The organism is Solirubrobacter pauli, from assembly GCF_003633755.1.
Taxonomy (GTDB): Bacteria; Actinomycetota; Thermoleophilia; order Solirubrobacterales; family Solirubrobacteraceae; genus Solirubrobacter; species Solirubrobacter pauli.
This window is the reverse complement of sequence record NZ_RBIL01000002.1, coordinates 973,856-996,764: the sequence shown is the minus strand read 5'-3', so window position 1 is coordinate 996,764 and position 22,909 is coordinate 973,856. Positions and strand designations below refer to the sequence as shown.

Annotated in this window: 17 protein-coding genes; 5 read left to right on the top strand and 12 right to left on the bottom strand. The window is 72.6% G+C overall.

Annotated features, from left to right (window positions below; genetic code table 11):
- The first annotated feature begins 231 nt into the window (after positions 1–231).
- Positions 232–972 carry a DUF429 domain-containing protein gene (locus C8N24_RS24400; protein WP_121255065.1) on the top strand — a complete coding sequence of 247 codons (741 nt, stop codon included), beginning with the start codon at positions 232–234 and terminating at the stop codon, positions 970–972.
- Here C8N24_RS24400 and C8N24_RS24395 read toward each other — a convergent pair.
- Entirely contained in the window at positions 969–1,454 is a 486-nt protein-coding gene (locus tag C8N24_RS24395) for a C40 family peptidase (RefSeq protein ID WP_170179382.1), read from the bottom strand. The two genes, C8N24_RS24400 and C8N24_RS24395, sit on opposite strands and share 4 nt — an antisense overlap.
- Positions 1,455–1,676: 222 nt before the next feature.
- Complete coding sequence (locus C8N24_RS24390) at positions 1,677–2,540, bottom strand: sulfurtransferase (protein WP_121255061.1); 864 nt, start codon at positions 2,538–2,540, stop codon at positions 1,677–1,679.
- Positions 2,541–2,623: 83 nt separating this feature from the next.
- Between C8N24_RS24390 and C8N24_RS24385 the strand changes: the two genes are divergently transcribed.
- The 3 genes from C8N24_RS24385 (at position 2,624) to C8N24_RS24375 (ending at position 5,027) form a co-directional block, all read left to right on the top strand.
- Positions 2,624–3,415: a hypothetical protein gene (locus C8N24_RS24385; RefSeq protein WP_121255059.1), complete on the top strand. Its 792-nt coding sequence runs from the start codon at positions 2,624–2,626 to the stop codon at positions 3,413–3,415.
- On the top strand, positions 3,416–4,165 hold the full coding sequence (locus C8N24_RS24380) for an SDR family oxidoreductase (RefSeq protein WP_121255057.1): 750 nt from the start codon (positions 3,416–3,418) through the stop codon (positions 4,163–4,165).
- 64 nt (positions 4,166–4,229) lie between these two features.
- Complete coding sequence (locus C8N24_RS24375) at positions 4,230–5,027, top strand: putative metal-binding motif-containing protein (protein WP_147447965.1); 798 nt, start codon at positions 4,230–4,232, stop codon at positions 5,025–5,027.
- On the opposite strand, the gene C8N24_RS24370 is transcribed toward C8N24_RS24375, so the two are convergent.
- The 8 genes from C8N24_RS24370 to alaS all read right to left on the bottom strand — a co-directional run bounded on the left by C8N24_RS24370 (position 5,020) and on the right by alaS (position 20,003).
- On the bottom strand, positions 5,020–6,234 hold the full coding sequence (locus C8N24_RS24370; RefSeq protein ID WP_121255053.1) for a type II secretion system F family protein: 1,215 nt from the start codon (positions 6,232–6,234) through the stop codon (positions 5,020–5,022). The two genes, C8N24_RS24375 and C8N24_RS24370, sit on opposite strands and share 8 nt — an antisense overlap.
- Positions 6,234–7,334: a type IV pilus twitching motility protein PilT gene (locus tag C8N24_RS24365; protein ID WP_121255051.1), complete on the bottom strand. Its 1,101-nt coding sequence runs from the start codon at positions 7,332–7,334 to the stop codon at positions 6,234–6,236. Before C8N24_RS24365 ends, C8N24_RS24370 begins: the two co-directional genes overlap by 1 nt.
- Before the next feature lie 120 nt (positions 7,335–7,454).
- Complete coding sequence (locus tag C8N24_RS24360) at positions 7,455–9,251, bottom strand: GspE/PulE family protein (RefSeq protein ID WP_121255049.1); 1,797 nt, start codon at positions 9,249–9,251, stop codon at positions 7,455–7,457.
- Positions 9,248–10,039, bottom strand: a complete 792-nt coding sequence (aroE, locus tag C8N24_RS24355; protein ID WP_121255047.1) for a shikimate dehydrogenase — start codon at positions 10,037–10,039, stop codon at positions 9,248–9,250. The genes C8N24_RS24360 and aroE overlap by 4 nt, the downstream gene beginning before the upstream one ends.
- Positions 10,040–10,041: 2 nt before the next feature.
- Positions 10,042–11,736 (bottom strand): endolytic transglycosylase MltG, encoded by a 1,695-nt coding sequence (gene mltG, locus C8N24_RS24350; protein ID WP_121255046.1) that lies wholly within the window; start codon positions 11,734–11,736, stop codon positions 10,042–10,044.
- A gap of 99 nt (positions 11,737–11,835) precedes the next feature.
- Positions 11,836–16,971: a PAS domain-containing protein gene (locus tag C8N24_RS24345; protein WP_121255044.1), complete on the bottom strand. Its 5,136-nt coding sequence runs from the start codon at positions 16,969–16,971 to the stop codon at positions 11,836–11,838.
- Between the two features lie 31 nt (positions 16,972–17,002).
- Positions 17,003–17,335, bottom strand: a complete 333-nt coding sequence (gene ruvX / locus C8N24_RS24340; RefSeq protein WP_245971962.1) for a Holliday junction resolvase RuvX — start codon at positions 17,333–17,335, stop codon at positions 17,003–17,005.
- Between the two features lie 28 nt (positions 17,336–17,363).
- Positions 17,364–20,003 carry an alanine--tRNA ligase gene (alaS, locus tag C8N24_RS24335; protein WP_121255040.1) on the bottom strand — a complete coding sequence of 880 codons (2,640 nt, stop codon included), beginning with the start codon at positions 20,001–20,003 and terminating at the stop codon, positions 17,364–17,366.
- A gap of 27 nt (positions 20,004–20,030) precedes the next feature.
- Between alaS and C8N24_RS24330 the strand changes: the two genes are divergently transcribed.
- Entirely contained in the window at positions 20,031–20,546 is a 516-nt protein-coding gene (locus C8N24_RS24330; RefSeq protein ID WP_121255038.1) for an NUDIX domain-containing protein, read from the top strand.
- Here the strand turns inward: C8N24_RS24330 and mnmA are convergent.
- Positions 20,536–21,936: a tRNA 2-thiouridine(34) synthase MnmA gene (gene mnmA / locus C8N24_RS24325; RefSeq protein ID WP_121255036.1), complete on the bottom strand. Its 1,401-nt coding sequence runs from the start codon at positions 21,934–21,936 to the stop codon at positions 20,536–20,538. The genes C8N24_RS24330 and mnmA overlap by 11 nt on opposite strands.
- Before the next feature lie 12 nt (positions 21,937–21,948).
- Positions 21,949–22,872, bottom strand: coding sequence for a hypothetical protein (locus tag C8N24_RS24320; RefSeq protein WP_121255034.1), 924 nt, complete (start codon positions 22,870–22,872; stop codon positions 21,949–21,951).
- Between the last annotated feature and the right edge of the window lie 37 nt (positions 22,873–22,909).

Genomic DNA, 22,909 nt, shown 5'->3' with positions numbered 1-22,909 from the left:
GCTGGTCGCCACCACGCGGCACGCGTGAAACGTCACAGCCACGTGGCTGATTCGGCACACGGCTGCGCAAAGACGACACGAAGTCAGCCGCCGGTGTGCTCCGGCTGGTACCTCCCCGGTGGGCAGCCGCAGACCTCCCGGCGCACGCGCAGCTCCAGATCACCCATCGGCTCGCGCTCGACGAGCGTCCCGCGGGAGTCCCTGCTGAGCGCACTGTGATTCTCTTGCGTGATGTCGACGACGCTCGGTATCGACCTCGCCTCTCAAGCGCAGAAGACGGGTGTCTGCGTGATCGAGTGGAGCGGCAGCGGCGCGCGGGTCAGGACGCTGCACCGCGGCGGGCCGGAGGCCGGGGACGAACCGCTCCGCGCCGCGATTCGCAGCGGGCACACGAAGGTCGCGATCGACGCGCCGTTCGGCTGGCCGGAGCCGTTCGTCGCGGCGATCCGCGGGGACGAGTGGCCGGACGTCGAGGCGCGTGCGCTGGCCTATCGGGAGACGGATCGCTTCGTGCACAAGCGTGCGGGCAAGCTCGCGCTCTCGGTGTCGACCGACAAGATCGCCTACTGCGCCTTCCGGTGCGCACGCCTGCTCAGCGGGCTCGACGCGCCGCGAGACGGGAGCGGGCTCGCCGTCGAGGCCTATCCCGACGCGGCGCTGCGGTGCTGGCTGCCGACATCGTTCGCACAGCGCCCGGCGCCGTCCTACAAGGGCGAGCCCGGCTCCGAACGCCGCGAGGAGCTCGTCGACGTGCTCCTCGCCGGTCTCGGCGACCGCTTCGACATCGGAACGGGGCGCGACGACTGCGTCAAGTCCGACGACTGCCTCGACGCGCTCCTGTGCGCGCTGATCGCACGCGCGGCCGAGCGGGGGAAGACGATCCCGCCCGGCGACGAGCACGCGGCGAGCGCACGCGCCGAGGGCTGGATCCACCTGCCCGAGCCGGGCAGCCTCGCGCAGCTGATCGACTAGAGCCGGCGCGCGCCGACGAAGTGGCCGCCCCAGTAGGCGTCCGTCGTCGAGTGCTCCATCACGCCGCCGCTGCTGGTCGCCGAGACCGCGCGGGTGCGGCTCGTGGCGATGCCGACGTGCGACGCGCCCGGGCCCGCCGTGCTGAAGAAGACGAGGTCACCGGGCTTGATGTCGTCCCGGCTGACGGACCTGCCCAGCGCGTACTGGGCCTGCGAGTTGTGGGGCAGGCGCTCACCGCTGCGCGCGAAGGCGAAGGCGGTCAGGCCGGAGCAGTCGAAGCCGTCCGGGCCGCTGCCGCCGTAGGCGTAGCCGTCGCCGATCTGGGAACGGGCCGCGTCGACCACCTCGGCGGACGCGCGGACCTCACGCGCGGCGGCGTCGCGGCGGTCCTGCTTGCGCTCCGCGAGCGCCAGCAGCGTCTGCGCCTGCGCGGCGCGCTCGACGCGCTGCTCGTCCGGCGAGATCGGCAAGTCGACGTTCATGTTCGGTGCGGCGCTCGCCCCGGCGCACGGCAAAACGCACGCGATCAACGCGGTGATCGGGACGAGCCGCAGCCTGGACCGGCGCGGCATCGTTGTCCTTTCGGATCGTTGGAGGCCCGGACGCGAGTACGCGTGACCATCCGGGCCTGGAACGCCGAAACACCGTAGCAGCAGGGAAATCGTCGCGCCGCACGGCTCCCCCGCACGGGTGAGCGGCGGTGCTCAGCCGACTTCGAGCGGCAGCGACGCGTCCGACGTCCACTCGCGCAGCGAGCCGTCGTAGATCGCGACGTCCTCCTCGCCGAGCAGGTAGAGGGCGAGCGCATCGCCGGTCGCCGCGATCCCGCCGCCGCAGTAGGTGATCTTGCGGCCCGGCTGGGCCAGCACGTCGGCGAAGTGCTCGCGCAGCTCCTCGGGTGAGCGGAACGTGCCGTCGGTGGCGAGGAGGTCGAACACCGGGACGTTGAGGCTCCCCGGGATGCGGCCCGGGCGGGCGTAGCGGTCGGTCTCGGTGGCGCTGAAGTCCTCGGCGGTGAGCGAGTTGATCAGGCACGCGCCGCCGTCGTTGACGACCGCCAGCACGTCCGCGGTCGACGCCACGAGCTCCGGACGGTCACAGGGCGTGAACGTGGCGACGGGCGCCGCCGGCGTCGGCTCGTCCGTGGTGGGCCGGCCCTCCGCCTTCCAGCGGGGGAATCCGCCGTCGAGCACGGCGACGTCGTCGAAGCCGTACGAGCGCAGGAGCCACCACACGCGCGTCGCCCACATCGATGCGGCGCGGTCGTAGACGACGACCTTCATGCCGTCGCCGATGCCCAGCCGCTCGACCGCGGCCGCGAACGACTCGGCGCCCGGGCGCGAGAACCAGCCGTCGTCCGTCGACAGCTCGGACACGAGGTCGGCATAGCGCGAGCCCGGGATGTGCTCCTCGGCGTGGGCGACGTCGCCACGCTCCTGCGTCCAGTCCTCCCCCGGGCCCGCCGGCGGGGCGAGGAAGATCGTCGCGTCGAGCAGGCGCAGGTCGGCATCGGCCAGGTGGTCGGCCAGCCAGTCGGTCGTGACCAGCGGCGTGGGAAGCGAGCTCATGCAAACGGACGATAGTCAGTCGGCTTAAGGATGTTTATGCGCGGACCGCTCGCCGGCGCCGGCGCCGCCTACCCTGCGCCCGCATGCGCCGACTGATCATCCTGGCCGTGTTCCTCTGCTGGCCGGCGCCGGCGTCCGCGCAGACCGCCGCCACGCCCGTGATCCTCGGCGACCGGGCCTTCACCGCCGCCGAGCTGGGCCGCTTTCCCGCTGGGGTCGTGCACCGCGAGTGGATCGCGCGCGAGGCCGCGGCGCGCGGGATCGTCGTGCCCGAGGCGATGCTGGCCGCGGCGATGACCGAGGCCGCCCGTCAGGAGGCGGAGCACGCCGGGTACGTCGATGCGCGGTCGCCCGAGGAGCTGCGCGCAGCGCTCACGACCGGCATCCAGCAGGAGCTGCTCACGGACGCGCTGATCGCCGGAGCGGGCCCGGATCCGCGCGCGTTCGAGCGCGTGTACGCGACGCTCAACCACCGCCTGCGGGCCATGACGCGCTGCACGAAGCAGCTGGCGAAGGACATCGTGTGCGCGAACCAGCCGACGCCCAAGTACGCCTGCTCGACGTTCGGAGCGCACGAGATCTGCCGCGGTCCAGGCCAGTGGGAGCTCGTGATCGACGTCTACACCGAGCTCGTCGACCCGGCACTGCTGCTGACCACCGAGCCGGACCCGAACCCGCTGTTCGATCGCGTGCTCCGGTACATGCGCAAGCACGCGCCGGCCGCGCGCCGCTGCTTCTACGAGACCGACGACTGGCGCCTCGAGATCATCTGCGATCGCCGGTCCGAAGCCGCGGCGTTCGCCTACGCGGCGACCCGCGTCCACCAGAAGGCCAAGCAGACCTGGACGATCCCGGCCACGTCCGGGGCGCTCTGAATGAGCCGCACGGCGCTCGTCACGGGCGTGAGCCGGACGGGCGGGATCGGCGCCGCGATCGCCCGGCGGCTGTCCGCTGACGGGTTCCGCCTGTTCCTCACGGGCTGGTCGCCGCACGACGCGACGCAGGTCTACGGCGAGGAGCCCGGCGGCGGCGAGCGGATCGCGGACGAGCTGGGCGCGCACTTCCTCGCGGTCGACTTCGCCGATCCGGAGGCCCCCGCACGGGTCATCGCCGCCGCCCGCGACGCCCTCGGCCGGATCGACGCGCTCGTGGCCAACCATGCCCGCAGCTCGCAGCAGTCGCTGAGCCAGCTCACCGCGGCCGAGCTCGACCTCTCGTTCGCCGTCAACGCCCGGGCCACGCTGCTGCTCGTCCGCCACTTCGCCGAGCAGGCCGACTCGGGGCGGATCGTCCTGTTCAGCTCCGGCCAGTACCACGGCGCGATGCCCGATGAGCTGCCGTACATCGCCTCCAAGGCGGTGCTCCAGCAGCTGACGGCCTCGCTGGCGGTGGAGCTCGCTCCCCGCCGGATCACCGTCAACTGCGTCAACCCCGGGCCGAACGACACGGGCTACGCCACCGGCGCGCCGCACGAGCGCGTCGCACGCGCGATGCCGGGCGGCCGCTGGGGCACGCCGGACGACGCCGCACGGCTCGTGGCCTGGCTGTGCAGCGACGACGCCGACTGGGTCACCGGGCAGACCATCGCCTCAGACGGCGGCTGGTCCGCGCGCGGCTCCAGCTGACCGTTCGGGCTGACGTTGGTGCAGACCGGGGCTTGCGGTCCGGAAACGGCCGTATGCTCGCCGCGTGCTTGCCGTCGCCGTTGCCGCGCTCTTCGCCGCTCCCAATCCGCCCGTCCCGGTCATCCACACCGGCCCCGATGAGGGGGCTCAGATCATGCGCTCGAGCGCGACGTTCACGTTCGGCGCGCCGGGCTACGGCTACGACTGCCATGTCGACGACGCAACCTTCAAGGACTGCCGGAACGGCACGTTCACGGCGAGCGGCCTCGGCGTCGGCACGCACACGTTCTCGGTGCGGGCCTACAGCCTCACGGACGACTCGGTCAGCGGCACGGTCAGCCGCACATGGACCGTCACCGCGATCGACGACGACGCGGACGGCTTCGTGGTGCCGGCGGACTGCAACGACGCGAACCCGGCGATCCACCCGACCGCGCCCGACCTGGCGGCCAACGGCCTCGACGAGAACTGCGACGGGCTCGACGCAACGCCCGTGCCGGTGACGCCCGCGGCTCCCGCGCCCACTCCGGCCCCGTCGGACACGAGGCCGAAGCTCGACGTGGCCCTCAGCTACTTCATGCACGCGACCAAGCGCAGCACGCGCTTCTCGGCGCTCAGCCTCAAGGACGTGCCGGCCGGCGCGACGATCACGATCAAGTGCGCCGGCGGCTGCCCGCGCAAGCGGGCGACGATCACCGGCAAGCGCGGCACGGTCGCGTTGACCCCGTTCCGCAACCGGGCGCTCAAGGCCGGTGCGAAGCTCACGATCGAGGTGACCAAGCCGGGCTCGGTCGGCACCGCGAAGGTGGTCACGATCCGGGCGGGCAAGCGCCCGACGATCGTGACCAAGACGCTTACTTGATCGCGTCGTAGACCTTGAACATCGGCATGTACATCGCGATCACGATGAAGCCGACGATGCCGCCGACGAGGATGATCATCACGGGCTCGAGGATCGAGGTGAGCGCCTTGACGGCGGCGGACACCTCGGCCTCGTAGAAGTCCGCGACCTTGGAGAGCATCGCGTCGAGGTTGCCGGTCTCCTCGCCGACGGCGATCATCTGCGCGACCATGCCGGGGAAGATCGGGGCTTCCTTGAGCGGGTCCGCGATCGAGCCGCCGGACTTGACGGACTCGATGACGTCGGCCATGGCCTTCTCGATCACGGAGTTGCCGGCGGTCTGCCCGGTGATCTCGATCGCCTGCATGATCGGCACGCCGGCGGAGTAGAGGGCGGCGAACGTGCGCGACCAGCGGGCGAGCGCGATCTTCTGGACGGTGACGCCGATCTTGAAGGGGAACTTGAGGCGGATGCGGTCCCACTGCGGGCGGCCCATGGCGCTCGTGCGCCACTTCTTGAAGCCGATCGGCAGGCCGATGGCGGCGATGATCAGCAGGTACCACTGGCCGGTGACGACGTTGGACGCCTTCACGGTCATCTTGGTGATCATCGGAAGGTCGCCGCCGAAGTCCGCGAAGACCTTGACGAAGACCGGGACGATGAACGCGATCAGGCCGATCAGCACGCAGAGGGCGAAGGTGAGCACGACGATCGGGTACGCCATCGCGCCCTTGACCTGACGGCGCAGCTCGTCGTCCTTCTCGAGCTGGTCGGCGATCCGGTCCAGCGAGGCCTCCAGCACACCGCCCGTCTCGCCGGCGCGCACCATGGCGACGTACAGCGGCGAGAAGACCTTCGGGTGCTTGGCGAGCGCGTCGGAGAAGGCCAGGCCGCTCTCGATGTCCTCGCGCACGGCGGCGATGCAGTCCTTGAGCTTCTTGTTCTCGAGCTGGTCCTCGAGCACATAGAACGCGCGCAGGAGGGTCATGCCCGAGGTGATCATGGTCGCCAGCTGGCGGGTCATGACCGTCAGCTCGGCGGCCTTGATGCGCTGGAAGAGGGTGATGTCCGCGCTGAGCGCGCCCTTCTTCTCGTTCAGCTCCATGGCCTTGAGGCCGAGGGTGCTGAGCTGCTGCTTGGCGTCGTCCTTCGAGGACGCCTTCAGCTCACCCTTGGAGGGGACGCCGGCGCCGTCGACGGCCTTGTAGGTCCAGACCGCGGCGCCCATCAGACGGCCACCGGCGGAGCGACGGTGCCGGCGGGCATGCCCTGGACCAGGCGGCGCATCTCGGCCGGCTGGGAGGAGCGGGTCTCGGCGGTCGCCATCGTGATCTTGCCCGCGCGGACCAGGGTCGCGAGCGAGGAGTCCATCGTCTGCATGCCTTCCGCTCCGCCCGTCTGGATCAGCGAGTAGATCTGGTGCGTCTTGCCCTCGCGGATCAGGTTCCGCACGCCCGGCGTGGGCACGAGCACCTCGGCGGCGACGCAGCGGCCGGTGCCGTCGGCGGTCGGCAGCAGCGTCTGGGTGACGACGCCCTGCAGGCCGATCGCGAGCTGCGCGCGGATCTGGCCCTGCTGGGAGGGCGGGAAGACGTCGATGATGCGGTCGATCGTCTGCGGCGCGTCCTGCGTGTGCAGCGTGGCGAAGACGAGATGGCCGGTCTCGGCGGCGGTCAGCGCGGTGCCGATCGTCTCCATGTCGCGCATCTCGCCGACGAGGATCACGTCGGGGTCCTGGCGCAGCGCGGCCTTCAGGCCCATCGAGAAGCTCGGCGCGTCCTGGCCGATCTCGCGCTGGTTGACGACGCAGCGCTTGTGGCGGTGGAGGAACTCGATCGGGTCCTCGATCGTGAGGATGTGCTCGTCGCGCGTCTCGTTGATCTCGTTGATGATCGAGGCGAGCGTCGTGGACTTGCCCGAGCCGGTCGGGCCGGTCACGAGGACGATGCCGCGCGGCTTGGTCGCGAAGTCGCGTACCACGGACGGCAGGCCGAGCCGCTCGATCGGGACCGTCTCGGACGGGATCAGGCGGAAGGCGGCGCCGAGCGTGCCGCGCTGGAAGAAGGTGTTGACGCGGAAGCGGCCGACGCCGGGCACCGAGTACGCGAAGTCGAGCTGCCAGTCCGTCTCCAGCACCTGTCGCTGCGAGCTCGAGAGGATCGCGTAGACGATCTCGCGCGTGTCGGTCGGCGTCAGGTTCGGCATGCCCTCGAGGGCAACCAGCGAGCCGCGGACGCGGATCGTGGGCGGAGCGCCCGACGTGATGTGGAGGTCGGAAGCTTTGTGCTCCACGACCTTGAGCAGAATGTCCGCGAAGTCGAAGTTCATGCCATCCCTGGTATCGGCAGGGACGGTGCCGCTCTGAAGTGGGGTGGCGGCCCTAGAGAACCCACGGGGGCCCGCCCGACAGGCGGAAAACGTGAAGGAGCGTCCGCCTGTCGGGCACCCCTAGCGGGTGCCGGCGACGCGCGCGATCTCGGCGATCGAGGTCAGGCCGCGGCGGACCTTCTCGAGGCCGTCCTCGCGCAGGCGCATCATGCCCTCGTGCACGGCGGCGTGCGCGATCGTCTCGGCGGGCTCGCGGGCGACGGCGAGGGAGCGGATCGTGTCGCTCACCCACATCACCTCGTAGAGGCCGATCCGGCCCTTGTAGCCGGAGCCGCCGCAGCGGGCGCAGCCGACGGGCTCGTACGCCTCGAGGTCCAGGCCGACGTTGAAGCCGTTCGCGCGCATGACCTCGGACGTGATCGTCGTGCGGCGCTTGCACTCCTCGCACAGCAGCCGGGCGAGGCGCTGCGCGACCACGCAGTCGACCGCGGAGCCGACCAGGAAGGGCTCGACGCCCATCTCGATCAGTCGCGTGACGGCGCCCGGCGCGTCGTTGGTGTGCAGCGTGGAAAGCACGAGGTGGCCGGTGAGCGCCGCCTCGATCGCGATCTGCGCGGTCTCCTTGTCGCGGATCTCGCCGACCATGATGATGTCCGGGTCGGCACGCATCATCGACCGCAGGCCGGAGGCGAACGTCAGGCCCGCCTTGTTGTTGACCTGGACCTGGGTGATGCCGCCGAGCTGGTACTCGACCGGGTCCTCGATCGTGATGATGTGCTTCTCGATCGTGTTGAGCTGGTTGAGCGCGCCGTAGAGCGACGTCGACTTGCCCGAGCCGGTCGGGCCGGTCACGAGCACCGCGCCGTGCGCCTGGCTGAACGCCTTCGTGAAGCGCTCGAGCGCCTGCGGAAGCATGCCCAGCTGCTCGAGCTGGATCATCACCTTCGACTGGTCCAGGATGCGCATGACGACCTTCTCGCCGTACTGCGCGGGCAACGTGGCGACACGCAGGTCGATCGGCTTCTCCGCCACCTCGAGCGAGATGCGGCCGTCCTGCGGGATGCGTCGCTCGGCGATGTCGAGGTCGGAGAGGATCTTGATGCGGCTGACGACCGCGGGGATCGCGCTGGCGGGCACGGTCGCCGCCTCCTGGAGGACGCCGTCGATGCGGTAGCGGACCCGCATCTCCTCCTCCTGGGGCTCGAAGTGGATGTCCGACGCGCCCCGGTCGACCGCTTCCTGGATGACGCGGTGAACGAGCTGGATGACCGACGCGTCCTCGCCGCCGGCGCCGAAGTTGATCGGCTGGTTCTCGCGCAGGTCGTACGCCGGGACCACGGGCTGCGCGGGCGTCTGCGACGTGACGTCCGTGCCCTCCTCGGCCTCCTCGGGGGCGACGGCGCCGACGCCGAAGTTCGGGTCCTCCAGGCGGGTGAGCAGGCGCTCGACGTCCGCGAGGGAGGCGACCGCCGGCCGGACCTCATAGCCCGTCATCACGGCGATGTCGTCGATCGCGAGGACGTTCGCCGGGTCGACCATGGCGACGATCAGCGTGCGGTCGCCGGTGAAGGACACGGGGACGGCCTGATAGCGGCGGACGGCGGCGGGCGTGACCAGCTTGGCCGCGTCCGGGTCCACGCGGTAGAGGCTGAGGTCGATGTGGTCGAGCCCGAAGCGCTCCGCGACGGCACGGGCGAGCTGCTCGTCGGTGAGCGTGCCGTCGCTGACCAGGACGCGCTCGGGGGCGGAGCCGGACTCGGTGCCGCGCGCGATCGCGAGGTCCATCGTGCCGCGGTCGACGAAGCCGAGGTCGACGATCACGTCCGGCAGGACGCGTCCGGAGCCGCCGCGCCGGGTGGGCGTGGTGATGCCGTTGCCGCGTCGTGGGCGGGGAGTGGTTTCGAACGTCGAGCTCATGTGGCGATGTCTGCGACGGCCTCCCGCATCGCCTGGTCGGGAGCCGTCCGGCCGGTCCAGCGCTCGAGGGAGGCTGCGCCCTGGGCGACAAGGATCTCCAGCCCGTCGACCACCTCCGCCCCGTTCGCCTTCGCAGCGTTGAGGAGGAGGGTGCCGCCCTGCCGGTAGACCATGTCCACCACCGTGCGTCCGGCACCCAGATCATCGGCCTCTAGCGGCAGATCCTTGAAGGTGGCAGCAGGATCGTGCAGGCCGACCGATGTGCAGTTGACGATGATGTCCGCGGTCGCCTCGCTGACGACCGCGTCGAACTCCTGGGCGAGCGCGTGAGCTTTCGCCTCGGTGCGGTTCCACACGCGCAACTCCGACACGCCCGCCTGCTTGAGCGCGTACAGGATCGCGCGCGCCGAGCCGCCGGCGCCAAGGACGAGCGCGGTCTTCTCGTAGGCGGACGTCCTGAGCGACGTCAGGAACCCGGTCGCGTCCGTGTTGTCGGCGTGGATGGTGCCGTCGGACTCGAACGTGAGCGTGTTGGCGGCGCCGATCGCCCTGGCCGTCTCGGTCGCCTTGTCGGCGAGCGCGAGCGCCGCCTCCTTGTGCGGGATCGTGACGTTCACGCCGCGGAAGCCGGCGCGCGGGAGCGCGCGGACCGTCTCCTCGAACAGGTGCGGCGGCAGCGGCAGCTTCTGGTAGCGCCACTGCGTGAGGCCGAGCTGCGCGAGCGCGGCGTTGTGCATCTGCGGTGACCGTGAGTGGGCGACCGGCCAACCGCACACGCCCAGCCGCATGGCTATCCGCCGCTGCGGGAGGCGTTGTAGCGGTCGACGGCCTTCTGGAACTCGGCGTACGTCGTGTAGAAGCCGTGCTCGCCGGAGTCGTCGTTCTTCTTGCGCACGTAGTACAGGTACTTCTTGGCGGTCGACGGCTTGGCGGCGGCCTTGATCGACGCGAGTCCCGGGTTGCCGATCGGCGTCGGCGGCAGGCCACGGCGCAGCCGCGTGTTGAACGGCTCGTCCTTGGTCAGCTCGGACTGCTTGATCTCTTTGGTCCAATTGCCCGTCGAGTAGCGCGTGGTCGCGTCGATCCCCAGGGGGATACCCTCGGCGAGCCGGTTGTAGATGACCGCGGAGACGAGCTTGCGCTCCTTGGCCAGCGAGGCCTCGCGCTCGATCAGGCTCGCGATGATCAGCACGTCGTAGCGCGAGAGGTTCTTGCGCTTGGCGTACTTGAGGTCGACCGACTTGAAGTTCTCCTCGAACGCGTCCAGCTGCGCGTTCACCAGGTCCTGCGCCGACGAGCCTTCCTTCAGCGTGTACGTGGCCGGGAAGAGGAAGCCCTCGGCGGTCTTGGTGCCCTTGGGCGCGCCGAGCTCGCGGATGCGGCTGAGCGTCGTCTTGGACGCCGAGGCCTTCTGGTAGTCGCCCTCGACCTTCTTGGACTTCTTGACGACCGGCGCGTTCTCGAGGCGGGACGGGCCCTCCACGAGCGTCACGTCGACCGTCGGCTCGGGGGTCGCGACCTCCGGCTCCTTGGTCAGCGCCGCGATCGCCTCCTCGTTGCTCATGCCCTTCTTGAGCGTGTAGTCGCCCGGGCGCAGGTCGCCGCGGCTGCCGTTGACGGTCGCGTTGAGGACGAAGAAGCGCGCGGAGTCGACCACGCCGGCTTCGGCGAGGATGTCGCCGACCTTGCCGGCATCCGAGTTCTCGGGGATCGAGACCTTGACGTTGCCCGCGCCGTCGCCGTGGAACGGCTGGAACGTGGCGTTGGCGACGTACACCAGCGCGACGAGCACGACGAGCACGACCAGCATCAGCGCGCGCCGACCCCAGCGGCTGCCTCCCCCGCTGCCACCACCGGTGCGGACGGGCGGCGGCGGAGGTGTGCGGCGCCGGCGCCGCGGGGCGTTCGGGGCGGGACGCTTGCGCGGCGTGGCCGCCTCGCCGCGGGGCGGTGCGGCACGCAGCGGCTTGGGCTCGCGCGGCTCGGGCTCGGGTTCGGGCTCCGGTTCGGGCTCGTAGAACTCGTGCTCGGCCGTGGCGGTCTGCCCGCGGCGCGTGGCGAGGATCTCCGGCTCGTCCGCGCGCGGGTCGCCGAGCGGCGCCTCGTGCTCCTCGGTCTGGAACGGGGTGTACTCGACCGTGGGCTGATGGAGGTGGTCGCTCATCGGCCGCGCGGGCTCCTCCGCCGGCGGCTCGCGACGGGCGACCTCCGACGCGGCCTCGAGGCGGGTCGGCTCGACGGGCTCCTCAGGCGGGGCGGGCGTCGGCTCGACGCGCGGCGCGGGGGCTTCGACGCGCGGCTCGGGCGCCTCGGGCGTGACTTCCTCGTACGGCTGCGGCACGCGCGGCTCCACGTCCGGCGGGCGGACGGAGTCCTCGAAGGCGTCCGGCGGCAGCGGGCGTCCCTCGCGCCGGGCAGCGCGAGCGGCCGCGGCGCGTGCGCGGTCGTCTGCAGTGCGGGGTTGGTCCGAGCGCTTGCCGAACAACGTGCTTAACGGGTAACGGCCCTGGCGCGCCGGGCGGATTCCCGGCTCACATCAGGGTCAGCGACCAGTTGGCCATGCTAGCGAGCCCGGCCGACGGTGTTACGCCGCGGCGGGCTCTTCGGCCTCGAGCACGAGGTGCGACGGGGTGCCGTCGTCGGCCGTGGCGAGCGTCATCCGACCGACCACCGGGACCATCAGGCCCTGGCCGTGCATGTAGGTGCTGGTGACGTCGATCTGGCGCAGCTCGCCGAGCCCGATCCGGCGCAGCTGGTCGAGCTGCTCCTTGTAGTCCTTGCGGTCGTGCGGGGACGGCCACGCGGCCTTCTGGAACTCGTGCTCCTTGTAGCCGACGAGCTTCGTGAACGCCGGGTTGAGCTCCTTGAACTTGCCGTCCAGGGCGAGGATCGCCATCGGGACGTGCGCGTCGTCGAAGCCGTGGCGCGGCTCGCGCCGGCCCGGCTCGGGCCGCTGCGGCGGGGGCGGCACCTGCTGACGTCGCGGACCCTGCGCGTTGCGCTGGGCCGCCAGGCCGAGGATCTGCTGGAAGACCTCCGTGACGCGCTCGGTCGAGCCGTCGTGCAGGGCCGCCTTGCGCGCCTGCTCGGCCTCGCGGCGCGCGATCACGGCCGCCTGGCCGGCGGAGCTGAGGCCCTGCTTGAGCTCGTCGAGGCTCTTGAGCGCGAACGTCAGGTCGGACTGCATCGCCTCGAACCGATCGTCGCCGCGCTTGACCTCCTCGCGGACGACCGCGAGCTCGGAGCGCAGCTGGTCGAGCCCGTCGCGGACGTCCCCGATCTCGCCGCGCAGCGCGACGCCGGTGTCCACGAGCGTGCCACCGAGCCGGTCGACCTGGCCGCCGACGGTGTGCAGCTCGGACGTCAGGGACGCGGCGCGCTGGTCGATCGCGGCGAGCCGGGTGTCCAGGCCCTCGGTCGCGTTGCGGGCGGCGGTCGCGTCGGTGCGCGCGGCCGTGACCTGCTCGTTGAGCAGCTGGGTGCGCGAGCCGTGCGCCTCGATCTCGCGTCGCGCCGCCGCGACGTCCTCGGCCGCCTTCGCGGCGTCCTCTCGGGCGGTGCTCGCGGCCTCGGTGGCCGCGACCGCCGCCTGGCGCGCGCCGAGCGCCTCGGTCTCCGCCGCGGCCGCCTGGCCACGCGTGACCTCGAGGTCGCCGCGCATGCTGCGCACGTCGGCGAGGACGGTGCCCGCGCCACGGTCCACCTGCGCGATCCGGTCGGCGACCGCCTGCAGGTCCTCGCGGCCGGCGAGCCCCTGCAGCAGCGTGCGCAGGGCCGCGACCTCGTCCCGTCCGGCGAGCCCCGTCAGGTCCTCGTGGCGGGCGAACGAGTCCAGCCGCTCGCGCAGCGCCGCGAGCTCGTCGCGCTCGGGGCGCGTGGAAGCGTCGTCGAGCCGCTCGCGCAGGGCGGCGAGCTCGTCGTGCGCCGCCCGCTGCGCCCGCTCGACCTCCTCCAGCGCGGCGAGCTGGCCGCGGAGCGCGGCGACGTCGGCCGCCGTGGCCTCGTCGCGGGCGACGAGGGACTCGAGGCCGGCGGCGAGCTCGTCACGCGTCGCGAGGGCCTCGAGGCGCTCGTGCACGTCGGTGAGATCGCCGCCGGGGGCGAGCCGGTCGAGGCGCGCGGCCAGCTCCTCGCGCGTGGCGAGGCCATCGAGCCGCTCGCGCAGGGCGGTGAGATCCGCCGCGGCGGCGAGGCCGTCGAGCCGCTCGCGCAGCGCCGCGAGGTCGCCGGACGAGGCGACGTCATCGCGGGTCGCAAAGCCGTCGATCTGCTCGCGGAGGGCCGCGAGGTCGCCGGCCGTGGCGACGTCGTCGCGGGTCGCGAGCCCGTCGAGTCGCTCGCGGAGGGCCGCGAGGTCGCCGGCCGTGGCGACATCGTCGCGGGTCGCGAGGCCGTCGAGCCGCTCGCGCAGGACGGCAAGATCCGCGTCGGCTGCGAGCCCGTCCAGGCGCGCGGCCAGCTCCTCGCGCGTGGCGAGGCCGTCGAGGCGCGCGGCCAGCTCGTCGCGCGTGGCCGCCGCGTCGAGGCGCTCGCGCAGCGCTGCCAGCTCGTCCTCGCGGGCGGCGAGGCGTTCGCGCAGCTCGTCGGTGGACGCGACCTCGTCGCGCGTGACGAAGCCGTCGAGCTGCTCGCGCAGCGATTCGTCGCGGGCCGCGAGGCCGGTCAGCTCGTCGTCGAGGCGTTCGCGAAGGATCGCGAGGTCGTCGCGGGTGGCGACGGCGTCCAGCTCGTCGCGGTTGACGAGGCCGGCCAGCTCGTTGCGGCCGGGGAGCGCGTCGACGTCACGGCGCAGCGCGGCGAGGTCGTCCTCGCGGGCGAGGAAGTCGACGGCGGCGGTGCGCTCGGCCAGATCCTCGACGCGTGAGCGCAGGTGCTCGACCTCGTCGAGGCCGGCAAGGCGCGCGCGCAGCTCGGCCAGCTCGCGCCGGGTCTCCCCCAGCGCGCCCTGCAGGCGCTGCTCGACGGCGACCTCGTCGGGCGACCGGCCCGCGGCCACCTCGGCTGCGCCGATCTGCGACCGCAGGTGCTCGAGCTCTGCCGCGAAGCCTTCCTGACGAGCCGCGATCCCGCGCAGCTCGGCGAGCTCACGCCCCGCCGCGTCCTGCTGCTCGACGGCCTTGCGCAGCTCGGCCGCAGCCGCCTCCTGCCGGGCCGCGAGCTCGGTGAGCGCCCCCGCGTCGGCGGCCGAGCCGGCCCGCATGGCCAGCTCGCCCATCGCCGCGGCCTGCGCGGCCACGGCCTCCCGCAGCGCGGCGACCTCCCCGGCCGCGGACTCGTGCCGGACGACCGCCTCGCGCAGCACCTCGAGCCCGCCGATCGCCGCGCGGAGCGCCGCGACCTCCTCGGCCGCGCCCTCGCTGCGGGCGACCGTCTCGCGCAGGGACTCGACATCGCCGGTGGCACGTGCGACGGCCTCGTGCAGCGCGCCGAGCTCGGCCGTCGCGCCCTCGTGACGCGCGACAGCGTCGCGCAGCGCGGCGAGGTCGCTCGCGGTCGCGTCGGCGCGAGCTGCGGCCTCGCGGAGCGCGCCGAGATCGCCCGTCGCCTCGCGAAGCGCGGCAACCTCACGTGCGGTTTCGTCGGCGCGGGCCGCGGCCTCGCGCAGCGCGGCGAGGTCCGACGTGGCGGCCTCGTGGCGCGCGACGGCCTCGCGCAGCGCGGCAAGATCGCCCGTCGCCTCGCGCAGCGCGGCAAGCTCGCTCGCGGCCTCATCAGCGCGGGCCGCGGTCTCGCGCAGCGCAGCGAGGTCCGACGTGGCCGCCTCGTGGCGCGCCACGGCCTCGCGCAGCGCAGCAAGCTCGCTCGCGGCCTCATCAGCGCGGGCCGCGGCCTCGCGCAGCGCAGCGAGGTCCGACGTGGCCGCCTCGTGGCGCGCCACGGCCTCGCGCAGCGCAGCAAGCTCGCTCGCGGCCTCATCAGCGCGGGCCGCGGCCTCGCGCAGCGCGGCGAGATCCGACGTCGCGGCGTCGTGACGCGCGACAGCCTCGCGCAGCGCGGCAAGCTCGTTCGCGGCTTCGTCGGCACGGGCCGCCGCTTCGCGCAGGGTGGCCAGGTCCGACGTGGCGGACTCGTGGCGCGCGACCGCGTCGCGCAGCGCGGGAAGGTCGTTCGTCGCCTCGCGCAGCGCGGTGAGCTCGTCGGCGGTGCTCTCGAAGCGCTCGACGGCCTCGCGCAGCGTGGCGAGATCGGCGGGCGCGGCGGAGCGGAGGGCTTCGAAGGCCGCGCGCAGGCCGGCGATCTCGCTGGCGGAGGACTCGTGGCGGGCGACGAGCTCGCGGAGCGTGTCGATGCCGGCGATGGAGTCGCGCAGGGAGGCGATGTCGACGCCGAGGGACTGGCGCAGCTCGGCGAGCTGGTCGGCGGTCGCGAGGTCGGCGACCCGCGCCCGCAGCTCCGCCGTGGATGCGGACAGCGCTTCGAGTCGATCATCGGCGACGGCGGCGCGAAGCTGCTCACGGACGGCGTCGGCGCCGCGTTGGACCTGCTCGACGCGTTCGAGGGCCGCGGCCAGCTCGCTGCGGGCGGCGGAGCGCTCGCGCTCGCGGTCGCGCTCCAACCGCTCGACGGTCGCGGCGAGCTCGGAGCGGATCGCGTGCGCGGCCTCCTCGTGCTCGGCGCGGACCTCTTCGAGCTGGGCGGCGACGTCCGCGCCGCCTTCGAACCGCGACAGCGCGTCGGCGGCGCGCGCTTCGGCGGCGGCGATCTCGGACGCCAGGCGGGCGTCGGCGGCCGCGCCCTCGCGCTCCAGGGCGTCGAGTCGCGCGGCGACGCGCGCGGCGGCGGCCTCGGCGGCCGCCAGGGTCTCCTCGTCCGCGCGTTCGAGGCGCGCCATCCGGCGTTCAGCCTCGTGGCGGTCCAGCTCGCTCGGGACGGCGGCCAGCGCGCGCGACACGTCGCCGCGCAGCGCGTTGCCCTCGCGCTCGACCTCGCGGCGGGCCTCGTCGAGCTGGGCGGGCAGACCACCGGCGACGCGCTCGAGCTCGTCGATGCGCTCCATCGCGCTGAGCAGGCGCGCGACGACCGCGGCGGCGTCGTCGAGGTCGTTCAGCCCGCCCTGGATGCCCGGGTCGGGGTTGGTGAGGCGCTCCTCGGCCTCGGCGTCCGCGGCGGCGCGCTCAGCCTCGCGGCGGGCCAGCTCGGACTCCACCCACGGGGTCGCCGCCAGCGGCTTGAAGACGACGAGCGTGCCCGCCGTGCGCCAGCCCTCCCACGGCTGCGCGACCGGCTCCAGCGCGAGCTTCAGCGACCTCAGGACCACCGGATGCTGCTGACGCATCCGCATCAGCATCAGGTTCAGCGGCAGCTCGAAGGACAGGTCCTCGAGGAAGAGCGAGAAGTCGAAGCCCTCGTCCAGCTTGACCGGGACGAACACGGCCTGCATCGGGAACGTCTCGCCGTCGGAGCGGCGGCCGGTCAGCTCGACCGAGCCGGGCACGCGCGGCGGCTCGCCCGCGTCGAGGAACCCCTGCCACGCGCTGCCCGCAGGCGGCAGCGCGCCGCCGATCAGCGTCTCGAAGAACCCCTGCCCGAGGATGTCCTCGCTCGGCTGAGCGAACAGCAGCTCGGCCGGCTCGGACCACTTGGAGACCGCCCCTTGGCCGTCCGTGAGCACGAAGTAGCCGTTGATGATCTGACGCAACAGCGCGTCAAGGGGATCAGCGATCTCCGCCATCACCTCATCGGGCGTGCTGGACTGCTCGGGATTCACTCCCAGGGTCATCGGCAGATGACCCCAACCTTGTATATGGGGTCTAGGCCTTAGCGAGCCACTCCTCGAGCAGCACGGCGGCCGCCCGGGAGTCCAGCGACGAGCGTCCGCCCGCCTGGTGCGCCAAGGACGTGGTGAAGCGCTCGTCGTAGAGCTCGACGGGCACCGGCTGCGCCCGCGCCAACCGCGCCGCGAACTCCCGCACCTCGACCGTCTGCGCGGAATCCGCCCCGCTCAGGGACACCGGCAGCCCGACGACCACCCGCTCCACCTCCAGAGCAGCGATCCGCGCCTTCAACGCCGCCCACCCCTTCTTGGAAGCGGGCCGGAGCACCGGCTCGAGCGGCGTCGCGAGCGTCCCCGTCGGGTCACTCACCGCGACGCCGCACCGCGCCGAGCCGTAATCAAGCGCCAGAACCCGCAAGCGCGCGTTCGATCTCCGCGCGCGCGGCGGCGAGCGCGTCGGGAAGCTTCTCCGGGTCCTTGCCGCCGGCCTGCGCCATGTTGTCGCGCCCGCCGCCGCCACCGCCGACGACCGCCGCGGCGACCTTCACGATCGCCCCTGCCTTGACCCCCGCGGCAACGGCGCCCGGGGTGGCCGAGACGAGCAGCGACGCGCGGCCCTCGCCGGGCGCGCCGAGCACGACCACGGCGGGATCGCCGAGCTGGCCGCGCAGCTTGTCGGCCAGGTCCGGGAGCGCCTTGGGATTCGGCACCTCGCGGATCTCGAACACGGCCTTCACGCCGCCGATCTCCACGACCTCGCCGACCGACGTGTCGGCCGCGCCCGCGCCCTTCTCGAGCGCCTTCTCGGCCTCGCGGCGCTTGCGGACCGCCGTCTCGGCCGCCTCCGCGACCGTGTCCGGCTGCGTGCGCAGCGCCACCGCGGCCGCGGTCAGCTCACGGTCGTGACGCCGCAGCAGCTCCACGCCCAGCGGCCCGGTGATCGCCTCGATGCGCCGCACGTTCGCGGCCGAGGACGTCTCCTGCGTGATCTTGAAGACGCCGATCTCCGCGGTGGAGCGCACGTGCGTGCCGCCGCACAGCTCGCGCGAGAAGCCGCCGTCGCCAACCTCGACCATGCGCACGACGTCGCCGTACTTCTCGCCGAACAGCGCCATCGCGCCGAGCGACTTGGCCTCGTCGAGCGTGGTCGTGAGCGCCCGCACCGGCTGGTTCTCGAGCACCATCGCGTTCACGCGGTCCTCGACCCACGCGCGATCCTCCGCGCTCAGCGGTGAGCCGTGCGTGAAGTCGAAGCGCAGCTTGTCCGGCCCGACGTAGGAGCCGGCCTGATGCACGTGCGTGCCGAGCCGCTCGCGCAGCGCGGCGTGCAGGAGGTGCGTGGCCGTGTGGTTGCACTCGGTCGCGCGCCGGGCACGGCGGTCGACACGCGCCCACACCCGCTCGCCGTCCTTGAGCTCACCGGTGAGCGGCTCGAGCACGAGCGCCTGATCATCGCCCAGGCGGACGACGTCGACGACCTTGGCCGAGCAGTTGCCGTCCTCGCACTCGATCACGCCGCCGTCGTGCACCTGGCCGCCGCCGGTCGCGTAGAACGGCGACTCGACCAGCTTGGCCAGCACCCGCCCGTCCTCGACCGCCACGGACGCCACCGCGGTCGCCTGCTCGGTCGTCTCGTAGCCCGTGAACTTGGTCGGCTCGCCCGCGGAGGAGGCGAACACGCGCAGCTGCTCGCGCGCGTCCTCCCCACCCTCACGCCCGGCGCTCGCGCGGGCCCGGGTGCGCTGCTCCTCCATCAGGTCCTCGAAGCCGCGCTCGTCGACCCCGACGCCGCGCTCGGCCGCGAGCTCCAGCGTCAGGTCGAACGGGAACCCGTAGGTGTCGTGCAGGCGGAAGGCCTCGTCGGCGCCGATGCCCTCGGCCCCGGTGCGCTTCGCCGTCTCGATCACGTCCTCGAGCATCTTCATGCCCTGCTCGAGCGTGCGGTTGAAGCTCTCTTCCTCGTTCGTGAGCCACATGTCGACCGTGTCGGCCTGCTCGATCAGCTCCGGGTACGCCTTGCCCATCGTCTCGCGCACGACCTGCGCGTACTTGGGCAGGAACACCGGCTCGATGCCGATCCGGCGGCCCTGCACGATCGCGCGGCGCATCAGGCGACGTAGCACGTAGCCGCGGTCCTCGTTGGAGGGCACGACGCCGTCAGCGATCAGGAACGACATCCCGCGCGTGTGGTCGGCCAGGATGCGCAGCGCGCGGTCCACGGCGACGTCACCAGAGTCGTACGTCTTGCCGCTCAGCTGCTCGCCGAGCTGGATCAGCGGCACGAACTGGTCGGTCTCGAAGATCGAGGTGACGCCCTGCTGGATCAGCGCCATGCGGTTGAGGCCGAGGCCCGTGTCGATGCTCGGCGCCGGCAGCGGCGTGAGCGTCCCGACCGGGTTCTGCTCGAACTGCATGAACACGAGGTTCCAGTACTCCAGGAAGCGCTCGTTGTCGCCGCCGGGCAGGTCGTCTTCCTTGCCGAAGTCCAGGCCGCGGTCCAGATAGAGCTCGCTGCACGGGCCGCACGGACCGGTCGGGCCGGCCTGCCAGAAGTTCTCCGACCGCGGGCAGAGGACGATCCGCTCGCGCGGGACGCCGATCTCGAGCCAGATGTCGATGGCCTCCTGGTCCGGGCCGAGGCCGAGCTCCTCGTCACCCTCGAAGACCGTCACCCAGATGTCGTCCGGGTTGAAGCCGAAGCCCTCCAGCGACAGCTCCCACGCGAACCGGGCCGCATCCGCCTTGAAGTAGTCGCCGATGCTGAAGTTGCCCAGCATCTCGAAGCACGTCAGGTGGCGGGTCGTCAGGCCGATCTGGTCGATGTCCGGGGTGCGGAAGCACTTCTGGCACGACGTCAGGCGGTGGTGCGGCGGCTTCTCGCGCCCCTGGAAGTACGGCTTGAGCGGGTGCATGCCCGCGGTCGTGAGCAGCACCGACGGATCGTGCTCGGCGGGGACGAGCGACGCCGACGGCAGGCGCTTGTGGTCACGGCTCTCGAAGAAGCTGAGGTAGCGCTCGCGGATCTCGTCGGAGGTCATCGGAAGGGCAGTCTAGGCTGCGACCCGATGCGCATCGTCTCCACCCGCACCGTGTACGAGAACCGCTGGATGCGGGTGCGTGAGGATCGCACCGAGCACGCCGACGGCACCCCCGGCCTGTACGGCTTCATCGAGAAGGGGCCGTCGGCGCTGATCGTCCCGCTCGACGCCGGCCACGTCTGGCTCGTCGAGCAGTACCGCCATCCCGTCAAGGAGCGCTTCTGGGAGTTCCCGCAGGGCGCCATCGAAGCGGGCGAGATCGCCCCGGAGGCGCTCGCGCGGCGGGAGCTGGCGGAGGAGACCGGGCTGCGCGCCGCCCGGCTGGACCACCTCGGGCGCCTGCACTTCGCCTACGGCATCTCCGACCAGGCGGTCGACATCTTCCGCGCGAGCGGGCTCGAACCCGGCGAGCAGGCGTTGGAAGCGACCGAGCAGGACCTGATCGTGCGGCGCTTCACCGTCGAGGAGGTCGACGCGATGGTGCGCGAGAACGTGATCCGCGACGCGGCGAGCGTCGCGGCCTGGCACCTGGCTACGCGGTGATCGTCGCCACGCCGACGACCACGTCGCCCCGCAGCAGGCACGCCGTCTGACCGGGGGCGGCGCCGAGGAACGGCTCGTCCAGCTCCAGCTCGAGCGAGCGCCCCTCGCCGACCACGCGGCAGGGCACCGGGCGCGAGTGGTAGCGCAGGCGCACCGCGTCCACCTCTGAGCCCGGCCGGTGCAGGCGCGCGCCACGGACGCGCACGCGGCGGGTGGCGAGGTCCTCGCGTGAGCCGACGACCACGCGCCGGCCCTCCGTCCGCAGCACGTAGAGCGGCTCGGGCGAGAAGACGCCGAGGCCCTTGCGCTGGCCGACCGTGAAGTGGTGCGCGCCCTGATGCGCGCCGACGACCTCACCGGAGGCGGTGACGATCTCACCCGGCTGGTCCTCCAGGCCGGCGTGCCGGGCGAGGAAGCGGGCCTTGCCGGTGCCGGCGAGGAAGCACAGGTCCTGCGAGTCGGCGCGGGAGGCCACGGGCAGCTCCGCCTCGGCGGCGATCGCCCGCACCTCGGGCTTGGTCAGCTCGGCGAGCGGGAACCGCATCCGCGCGATCGACGCCGGCGACAGCGCCGCGAGCATGTACGACTGGTCCTTCGCGGGGTCGGCGGCGGCGCGCAGGAGCCCATCCTCGGTCACGCGCGCGTAGTGGCCGGTCGCCAGCCAGCGCGCGCCCAGCCGGTCCGCCAGCGTGAGCATCTCGTCGAGGCGGACGTGGCCGTTGCAGGACACGCACGGGTTGGGCGTCTCCCCCGCCGCGTACCCGGCGAGGAACGGGTCGACGACGCCCGCGCGGAACTCCGGCCGCAGGTCCAGCGTGAAGTGCGGCAGGCCCATCTGGTGCGCGACCATCCGGGCGAGCCGGACGGCGTCCGCGCTGCAGCAGGAGGCCTCGGCGTCGTTCTCCTCGTCGCGCCAGAGCTCGAGCGTCACCGCGACCGCGTTCTCGCGCAGCAGGTGCCCCGCCACGGCGGAGTCCACACCGCCGCTCATCGCGACCAGCACGCGCTCGTCGTCGAACGGCACCGCCGCTCCGCGGGCCGCGGCGCCGAGCGCCCGGTGCAGCGCGTCCGCGGCCAGGTCGGCCGCGTGCAGCTTGCCGGGCGACAGCCCGCCGAGCTCCTCCGCGATCGCGGTCGTCCCCACGCGCGCGGCGTCGAAGAGGTGCTCGCCCTCGACGAGGTACGCCGCGGCGCTGCCCGCCGCCGTCAGCGCCCCGCAGCCGTCGGCCTCGAAGCCCGCAGCGACCACGCGGTCACCCTCGACGCGGACCGAGACGCGGATCAGGTCGCCGCAGAGCGCACCGCCGGCGTGCCCGTCATGACCGCCGGAACGCAGAGCGCCGCGCCCGTTGGGCGCGGCGAGATGCTCTTCGAAGCGCTCGCGGTCCACGACCGCTTGAGTCTACGACCGGCGATGCTCGGCGCAGGCGGTGAGACCGGCGTCGTTGAAGCGCCGGTCGAGCTTGCGGGCGTCCTTGAGGTCGATCAGCTCGCCGGTGCTGCGCGGCAGCGCCTTGCCGGACGTGTGCAGACGCAGCAGCTCGTTGATCCCGGCCAGGTCGCGACGCAGCACGCGCAGGTAGTGCGCCTTCAGGCCCTTCCACTTGGCCGGCGCGTCCACGCGTTCGACGGCGGCGATCCACCGGCGGTCGAGCTTCGCGCCGCGCTTGATGGCCGCGATCTCCGCCTTCTTGCCGCTGATCGTCGGGAACGAGAAGCGCGTCTCGTGCAGGGCGAAGCGCGCGCAGACGGCGTTGATGTCGCGCAGGTACTCGTCCGTGATGTACGGGTCGATGGACTCGCGGCGGGCGTCCGCGATCGCCTGGTTGATGGCGATCCGGTCGACGTAGCCGGTGAGCACCGTGCCCTTGAGATCGCGGTCGATGACCACGACGGCCGGCGACTGCTTGACGCCCAGGTCGTTGACGAGCGGGGCGTAGTCGACCAGGTCGGCGACGCTGATGTTCTTGGCGAAGACCTCGCCCCTGTAGCGGTTGGTCTTCTTGAGCGCGTTGCGGACGTAGCGGTCGTCGTCGGCCATCGGCCGGTAGTCCGTCGCGTCGTCGGTGAACACGCCCAGCACGAGCGTCTTGCGGGCCTTGATCGCCTTGGCGACGTCCTTCGGCAGCTTCGCGAGCACCTCGGCCGGGATCGCCGTGGCGGCGACGGTCGTGTCCTGCGCCGGCGCCGGCGTGGCCGCCGCGCCCGGAGCGGGCGTCGTGTTCGCGGCGGTGACGGGCGGGATCTCCTCCGTCGCCCCGCCGGGCTTGAGGACCGTGAACCAGGCGGCGAGGAACACGGCTGCGCCGATGAGGAGGATGCGCATGGGCATGGATATCTGGCTCACATCCACACCATCGGCA

What these genes read in the sequence shown, in the direction of transcription:
- C8N24_RS24400 (WP_121255065.1), top strand. Translation starts at nt 232, where the DNA reads ATGTCGACGACGCTCGGTATCGACCTCGCCTCTCAAGCGCAGAAGACG.
- C8N24_RS24395 (WP_170179382.1), bottom strand. Translation starts at nt 1,454, where the DNA reads ATGAACGTCGACTTGCCGATCTCGCCGGACGAGCAGCGCGTCGAGCGC.
- C8N24_RS24390 (WP_121255061.1), bottom strand. Translation starts at nt 2,540, where the DNA reads ATGAGCTCGCTTCCCACGCCGCTGGTCACGACCGACTGGCTGGCCGAC.
- C8N24_RS24385 (WP_121255059.1), top strand. Translation starts at nt 2,624, where the DNA reads ATGCGCCGACTGATCATCCTGGCCGTGTTCCTCTGCTGGCCGGCGCCG.
- C8N24_RS24380 (WP_121255057.1), top strand. Translation starts at nt 3,416, where the DNA reads ATGAGCCGCACGGCGCTCGTCACGGGCGTGAGCCGGACGGGCGGGATC.
- C8N24_RS24370 (WP_121255053.1), bottom strand. Translation starts at nt 6,234, where the DNA reads ATGGGCGCCGCGGTCTGGACCTACAAGGCCGTCGACGGCGCCGGCGTC.
- C8N24_RS24365 (WP_121255051.1), bottom strand. Translation starts at nt 7,334, where the DNA reads ATGAACTTCGACTTCGCGGACATTCTGCTCAAGGTCGTGGAGCACAAA.
- C8N24_RS24360 (WP_121255049.1), bottom strand. Translation starts at nt 9,251, where the DNA reads ATGAGCTCGACGTTCGAAACCACTCCCCGCCCACGACGCGGCAACGGC.
- aroE (WP_121255047.1), bottom strand. Translation starts at nt 10,039, where the DNA reads ATGCGGCTGGGCGTGTGCGGTTGGCCGGTCGCCCACTCACGGTCACCG.
- C8N24_RS24345 (WP_121255044.1), bottom strand. Translation starts at nt 16,971, where the DNA reads ATGACCCTGGGAGTGAATCCCGAGCAGTCCAGCACGCCCGATGAGGTG.
- alaS (WP_121255040.1), bottom strand. Translation starts at nt 20,003, where the DNA reads ATGACCTCCGACGAGATCCGCGAGCGCTACCTCAGCTTCTTCGAGAGC.
- C8N24_RS24330 (WP_121255038.1), top strand. Translation starts at nt 20,031, where the DNA reads ATGCGCATCGTCTCCACCCGCACCGTGTACGAGAACCGCTGGATGCGG.
- C8N24_RS24320 (WP_121255034.1), bottom strand. Translation starts at nt 22,872, where the DNA reads ATGCGCATCCTCCTCATCGGCGCAGCCGTGTTCCTCGCCGCCTGGTTC.